General features: G+C 62.8%; 3 protein-coding genes. All 3 read right to left on the bottom strand.

Going from position 1 to position 6,636, the window contains the following annotated elements; genetic code table 11:
- Positions 1–278 (bottom strand): winged helix-turn-helix domain-containing protein (locus MJD61_01730; protein ID MCG8553998.1); only part of this gene is annotated, 278 nt, incomplete at its 3' end.
- Entirely contained in the window at positions 275–3,538 is a 3,264-nt protein-coding gene (locus tag MJD61_01725) for a methyltransferase domain-containing protein (protein MCG8553997.1), read from the bottom strand. The genes MJD61_01730 and MJD61_01725, both read right to left, overlap by 4 nt.
- A complete protein-coding gene (locus MJD61_01720) occupies positions 3,531–6,374 on the bottom strand; it encodes an N-6 DNA methylase (protein MCG8553996.1) in 2,844 nt (947 codons plus the stop codon). Before MJD61_01720 ends, MJD61_01725 begins: the two co-directional genes overlap by 8 nt.
- Positions 6,375–6,636: the final 262 nt, after the last annotated feature.

Here is a 6,636-nt window from a genome sequence, read left to right as displayed (position 1 = left end):
TCCCGGCCCTCAGGGGTGATCTCCCACTGGCCGCGTGAAGCGTTGTTGAGCCAGCCGGCCTTGTTCCCGTAGCTGATGGCCCATCCGGCGCGGTCTTTTGCCTTGGTGATGCCGCGGCCCGATCCCTTCCAGCCGGCCAGCTCGGCAAGGTCTTCCGCCGACAGGTCCATTCGCCCGATAGCCGCCTGGACGAGCTCACGACGATGCATCGGCGCCTTGGTGTCGGCCAGAACGCGGAGGACGGGATCAATGAAGTAGTAGAACTGCGGAACGGTCATGAGGTGCCCCCAGTCTTGTGCCCGCGGAAGCGCAGCGTGACGTCGGGCGCCGGCTTACTCGCATCCTTGAACGCGTAGATCTTGAGGAAGAGTCCCTCCTGCCTTGGGTCGAGCACCTGGAAGCCGAGGCGACGCAGATCGGCCTCGAACGCCTCCGGGTCGTCGAAGTAGCTGGCCGGTTCCCAGATGTGGAGCTGGCCGTCGAGCCGCAGGACGCGATGCGCCTCGCGGATGTAATCGGTGAAGTTGGCGCCCATCAATGAGAGGCAGAAGATCGCGAGGTCAACCGATTCGTCGTCAAGCGGAACCGAGGCGATGTCACACGCGTGAACCTTCTCGTTGATCGCCACATGGTCGAAGCTGGCGACTTCATGCTTGTCGCCGACGGCTGCCGCGATGAGCGCCTCGCCGCAGCCGAAATCCGCCACGTTGAGACCCTCCCGCTTCTCTAGCCAGCGAATCTCCTCTTCAAATGGCACGACCTCCCACTTCTCGCGGAGCTCTTGGTACATCGTGTGGTAGTGGGCCCACTCTTCGGGGTTGGCTTCGAGGCGGGTATGGGTCTTGTCGCTCGCTGCGGCGTACCAGCGGTTGTTCATCCGGGAGAAGTCGCCATAGCGCTGGGTGCGGCGCTTGACCTCGCCGGGCTCGCGCGAGAGGGGAATCTTGATGAGCCCGCGCTCGATGGTCTCGATCGCGCCGGTCTCCAGGCGTTCGAGCCAGCCCATGATGTCTTGCTGCGCTTGCGCGGGCGTCCGGAGGTTCCCCTCGGGCACCACACCATCCACGGCGGCGTCCGCGATGGACTTCTTGTATTCGAGCCGGTGCAGTTTTGACTCGCAGTAGGACCACCGCTCGCCATTCACGTAGGCGAACGTGACCGGGATGACGACCTGCACCTTCTCGAACTTGCTTCCCTGGCGCCAGACCCGGGCTCGAAGCTGCTCGTACTCGGCGTTCGTCCACGGGAGCGAGTTGATGATGAGCTTGTTACAGACGTACTGCAGGCCGTCGACGCCGGTGCTCACGCGACTGGATGCGATAAGCACATCGACCTGACCATTCGGCTTCTTGAACTCCGCCAGAGCGGAGTCATCGCTCTTCCCCGTGAAGAGTCCAGGCCGGAGGCCGGCCTCCTTCACCGCATCCCAGAGCTGGTCTGAGATGCCATCAACGTAGTGCGTGTAGATGAGCGTCTTAGTGCCTGGCTTGAGATGCTTGACGATGGTCGGAATGCGGACCTTCGTCAGCACCTTCTCCATGTCGAGAACCGTGCCGCGCCCGACGAGGCGAATCTCCTCCAGGTGGTCGATACAGTCGATCTCGGGCTTGGTCTCCTCAAGCTGCGTGCTGTAGTTCGGCTTCCACCGCGTGCCGAGTGTGACCAAGCGTTGGTAGAGTCGCATGCAGTTCTGGACCGTCGCCTTCGTCTCCAGTTCATCGTGGCGATGGCCCGTGATCATCTCGACCAGGCTCCGGCCTTCCTGGAGGGTGTTGATGACCGGCGTGCCGGACATGCCGAGCACGCACAAGTCCGCGTTGCGTTTGCCTGATTCGAGGATCAGGCCCTGCACGAGCCGCTTGCGTTGGCTCATCTGTTTCTCGTCGCGTTGTTTTGTGAAGTGAATCTCGTCCACGACCACGAAATCGACGATATGGCGTGCTAGGAAGTCCACCAGCTTCGCTTCGGAGTCGGGCTGCTGGAATTGCTCGAAGTTCATGACCAAATAGCGCGGCTTGGTCGACATCGCGTCTGGCCACTCGGGAGTCCAGGTCTTGGTCTGGACCCGGCAGCCGGGAAACGCGTTGTCGATCTCCCGCGCCCAGTTCGAGACCACGGCGTTGGGGCAGCAGATGACCGTGAGGTCGGAGTTGGTGAGCCGGGTGGAGAGAATCGCGCTTAGGGTCTTTCCGGCGCCCATGCCCGACCAGTTGCCGTAGCGCCTCTTGTCGGCGACGCTCGCGGCGACGTGGCGTTGCATCAGGTGCGGCTCGCATACCTCTCTCTCCGGGGTTGGTCGGAAAGCGTACCCCTGCGGTAGCTCCATGGACTGGGCAGTATCGAACTCGGCGAGGAACCGGTCCCGCACGATCGTCGAGTAGGCGTCGCCCTCGAACTCCCGGGCCTGGAGCTCGGCCGCTTGCGGATCCTGATACGCATGGCGCCAGAGCTTCGCCTTGGCGCTGTCCAGCAAGAACTTCACCGTCTCCGCGTCCGCATTGGCGATGAACGGGTTGTCGAGGGCCGCTAAGGCCTCCCGGGTTTGGACGACGGGCAGGTCAGCGCCTTCGGCCATCTCCTGCGCGGGCGGGACGATCGTCGACGAGACATCGATCTCGCCATCGTCGGGCTGGTAATCGCTGTCCGGCGCAGCGGGCAGCGCGAAGGGATCGTCCGGCGGAAGCTCCACTTCGCGCTCCGTCTTGGCTTCCACGAGCTCTAGTGTGAGCTCCCGGTCGCCTGCGAAATCGTCGACCAAGGAGGGCTTGCCCTCGGCGAACTTCTCCAGTTCCTTGCTCGGAAATCGCCCCGTGGTCAGCGCCTTGACGAAGGCCGTCGAGGCAGCGCCCCGGAGTGCTCCCGCCTGCATGGCCAGCGCAAACATCTCGCTCGGCGTGAGCACGTCGATGTGGCCGAGCAGCGACTGCACGAAGCTCCGGATGCCATCGAGTGTCCAGGCTCCGTAGCAGCGTGGGCAGCGACCGTGGCTGTGGGTGCGGGATCGGACGGTCGCCTGAAACTCATGCCCCTTGGAGCAGAGCCACCAGGCGGTCATCTTGTGATCCGGCTCGACCTGCTCGGACTTGACGTCCCCGTTCCTGTGCGGGTGCCACTCCGCGGCGATCTCGGGGAAGCGTGCCGCCAAAGAGCCCGCGGCAAGGGCGCAGTGCGGGCAACTCGAATCGCTCACCATCTGAATCGGGGAGCGCTCGAACGCGTGCCCCCCCTCACAGACCCACCACCGAGAGGCCGTGGACGATGCGCTGACGTCGGAGGGGGCGCCGTTGTTCTGGGTGGGGTGCCAGAGCTTCACGAGCGCTGGATGTGTTTCAGCGATGCTGGTTCCGCCAAGCGCACACGTTGGACAGGAGGGATCCCGGATCATCATGCGCGGCTTCCGCTGAAATGAGTGCCCTGATGGGCAGGTCCACCAGGCCGTGCGGTAGCTTTTGGCCAACACGTCGGTGGCTGACTCCTCGTTCTTGTTGGCGTCCCACAGGTCACGCAGTGCTGGTACCTCCGCGACGGACTCAGCCATGGGCCCGCTCCGCGTCCAGGACGTCCTCAAGTCGAGGTGGCTCGATGCAGTCGGTACTGAACCAGCGCGGGTCCTTTGAGTCGAGAGCTGCACCCTCCACCTTGGGCAAGCCCGGTCCCTGGATCTTCTCGCCGACGGCTTCGTCCTCGGCAAGCGCCATATTCATCTCGAGAAGAAATTCTGTGCCCTCCTGGTCCGCGGGTTTGCCGTACGCCGCCTCCACCGCCGCATCCAGTTCAGCTTGAGCAGTCTTCAGCGGGTGCGGCCCCTCCACCTCGGCGGAGCGATAGAGCTCACGAAGGGACCATCCATTCTCGCTCATCAGGCGCTCGCGCGTTGCGCGGAATTGCTGGGCTGCTTGCCCGACAGCGATGACATCCGCCAGGGCAGGCTCCTGGGGCCAGGGGAAGGTCTTCCATACCTTCGAGGTGTAGCGAATGTCGCTCTTGAGCCGACCACCCTTGGCCTTGGTCCATGCCCAATGGAGCGATGACTGGATTACGCCGAAGGAGTAATCGTCGTCGACCGAAAAGACCTGAAGCGAGTCGTTCGGAACGAACTGGGTGGAGACCATGAAGAAGATAGGGCGTGCCTGGACGCGCGCGCAGGCCGCGAGTCGTCTGTAGTCCTGCAAAGCCGTTCGGAAGAACTGGCTGGCAGGTTCCCGTGGCTGCCACCATCTCCGGAGCCAGCGCGTGTAATGAGACGTAGCCTTGGGGTCGTTCGCTCGTGCTTCGAGCGCTGGAAAGACACACTCCCGAAGATGAGCCACGCCTGCACTTGATAGAGTTCGCGCGGCGTCGAGCGTGGGAACGTAGGCAAGCCAGACGCAGCGAGACGGTTGCGTCGCGGCAGCTCCACTCAAAATGTCGCGCCCGGTTGCGACGGGTCGGGCGCACCCATCCTTGTCGACCGCGCTCAAGCGCGCACCGTCAATCTGAAACCCGGGGCTTCCGAAGTTAACCCCCTGTGACGTGCCGTCGCGATTGGCACGCAATACCGAGGCACCTGAGGTGTCCGTGTGCAGCTGGAGGTGAGGATGAATCTGCCTGACATGATGGACGGCACCGCGGATCTGTAACTTCGCTCTGCCAAAGGATTCTCCGCGAATCCAATTAACAACAGAGACGTTTAGCACCGCGTCGCCTGGCCAGGCTTTCGTCGAAACCGCGTTGGTGATTGACCCTCCGTTGGCCACGACAAAACCTACCGAAGCATCCCGGGCCTTCCCTACTCGGATTCCACTCGTTCCAATCAATCCGGCTCGACCTCCATCCGTGAGGTGTTCGTGCGCGCGCCGAAACCAGTAAACGCAGAGATCTCCGGCTACGCCAGGGAACTCTTCTCGAAGTCGTTCGACGTACGAGAAGCCCAGTACCTCGCGGATCTTTTGCATCCCGAGGAACGGAGGGTTCCCGACGATCGCGTCTGCCCGAGGCCAGTCGATTAACAAGGCGTCCTTGCAGACTATGTTGTCGTCCAGGTTGTCGAGTGGAAGCGACGGATCAACTTCCAAGAATCCCTGTCCGAACATCTCCACGACAGTCGCCTTGCGCTCCTCGAATGCGATCTTCTTGGCGATGTTCAGGGTGGTCTTTGCCAACTCGACGGCGAATGGATTGACGTCGATGCCGAAGAAGTTGGTCGTTCGAATCGCGGAAGCCCAGCTGACCTTGGTCTTCCCCTTCTGCGCCGAAGCGAATTCGTAAACGCGGCAGAGAGCTTCGGTTTCCAGCTTGTACAGCTCGCGAAACGCGACATAGAGGAAGTTGCCGCTGCCGCAGGCGGGATCGAGCACGCGGAAGTTGCCAAGTTCCGAGAGGATCTCCTTCAGTTGCTTCAACGTCTTCGCGGAGGCAATCCGCTCGCGCCAGGGCTCAACAATGGTCGGCCCGACCACGCTCATGATGTCTTCGCGTGCAGTGTAATGGGCGCCGCTCGCGTGACGCTCGTCGTCGTCCATGATGCCCTGGAAGACGCTTCCGAAAATGTGGGGATCGACGAAGGTCCAGTTGGCCTCGGCGGCCTTGGTAATGGCACGCAGCGGGGCCTCGCCGAGCTTGAGCGTTGCGGGCTCCCGAAACAGGCCACCGTTGAAGAATGGGATTCCGGTGACGTTCTCCTCGTCAGAGCTCATCGCCCAAAAGAGCTCTCCGAGCTTCTCTTCCGCGTTGCCCTCTTCGGCAGCCCGGTACAGGAGCGTCGTGAAGTACTCCTTGGGCAAGAGGCCGATGTCCTCCGAGAACATCGCGACGATGCACTGCAACGTGAACCGGATCGCGTCGTCGCCGCGTTCCGGGTTCTTGGCCTTGAGCGCGCGGTACACCTTGGCAACGAGCTCAGCGACTTCTTTGCTGACCTTGTCGACGTTGATGATCTTCGGCGTGGTGCCCGGAACCCAATCGGCCTCGAAGAACGGGAAGGCCTCGCTGTACTTGGGGATCTCGTCGAGCGCGATGCTCAGCCGAGGCTGCGACCGGTCCCGGGCCAGATCGTAAAGGCGCAGGTCCCGCTGATTCGTGAGCACGACGTACTGCGGCTCGGCCTCCATCTGAAGACAGGCGCGGAGTAGCTCGCTCCAGGCCGTGTCCAACATCATGTCGCGCTCAACCACGTCCACCACTACCCGCCGAGCCGGCCAGTAGGCGCTCACGCTCCGCTTGGATCGCTTGCCAGCGTCGACCATCGGGAAGGAGTGGGAGAAAACGGGGCCGTCACCCTGATGGGCGCCCAGGGTCCCAGGGAAGCACCCGATCAAATCACGCGCGAAACTCTCCGCCCGGTCCCGCCCCCGATACCCGGCAGCCGTTCGGAGCGCGAACCTCCGCAGTGCCATCTTCGCGCTCATGTCACCCGCGCAGCCATCCTACCCGAGTCGAGATCGACGGCAGGGCGCCAGGCGGGCTGAAGCAGCCGCCACCACGGAAGGAAACCAACCGCTTATGTTCGGGACCAAACGGCCCTGGCTGCCCCAGCAAACGCGTCATGCTCCCTGTGCCCGAAAAGCTCCGTTTTCCTGCGGGTCAGCATACCGCCGCAGAGCACTGTCGTACAGCCATATCGTAGGATAGCAGCGTGGTACCCCTCTACCTACTGGA

The sequence above is a fragment of the Pseudomonadota bacterium genome (assembly GCA_022361155.1).
Lineage (GTDB): Bacteria > Myxococcota_A > Polyangia > Polyangiales > JAKSBK01 > JAKSBK01.
Note: the sequence above shows the minus strand (reverse complement) of the source record. Positions and strands in the feature narration are given on the sequence as shown.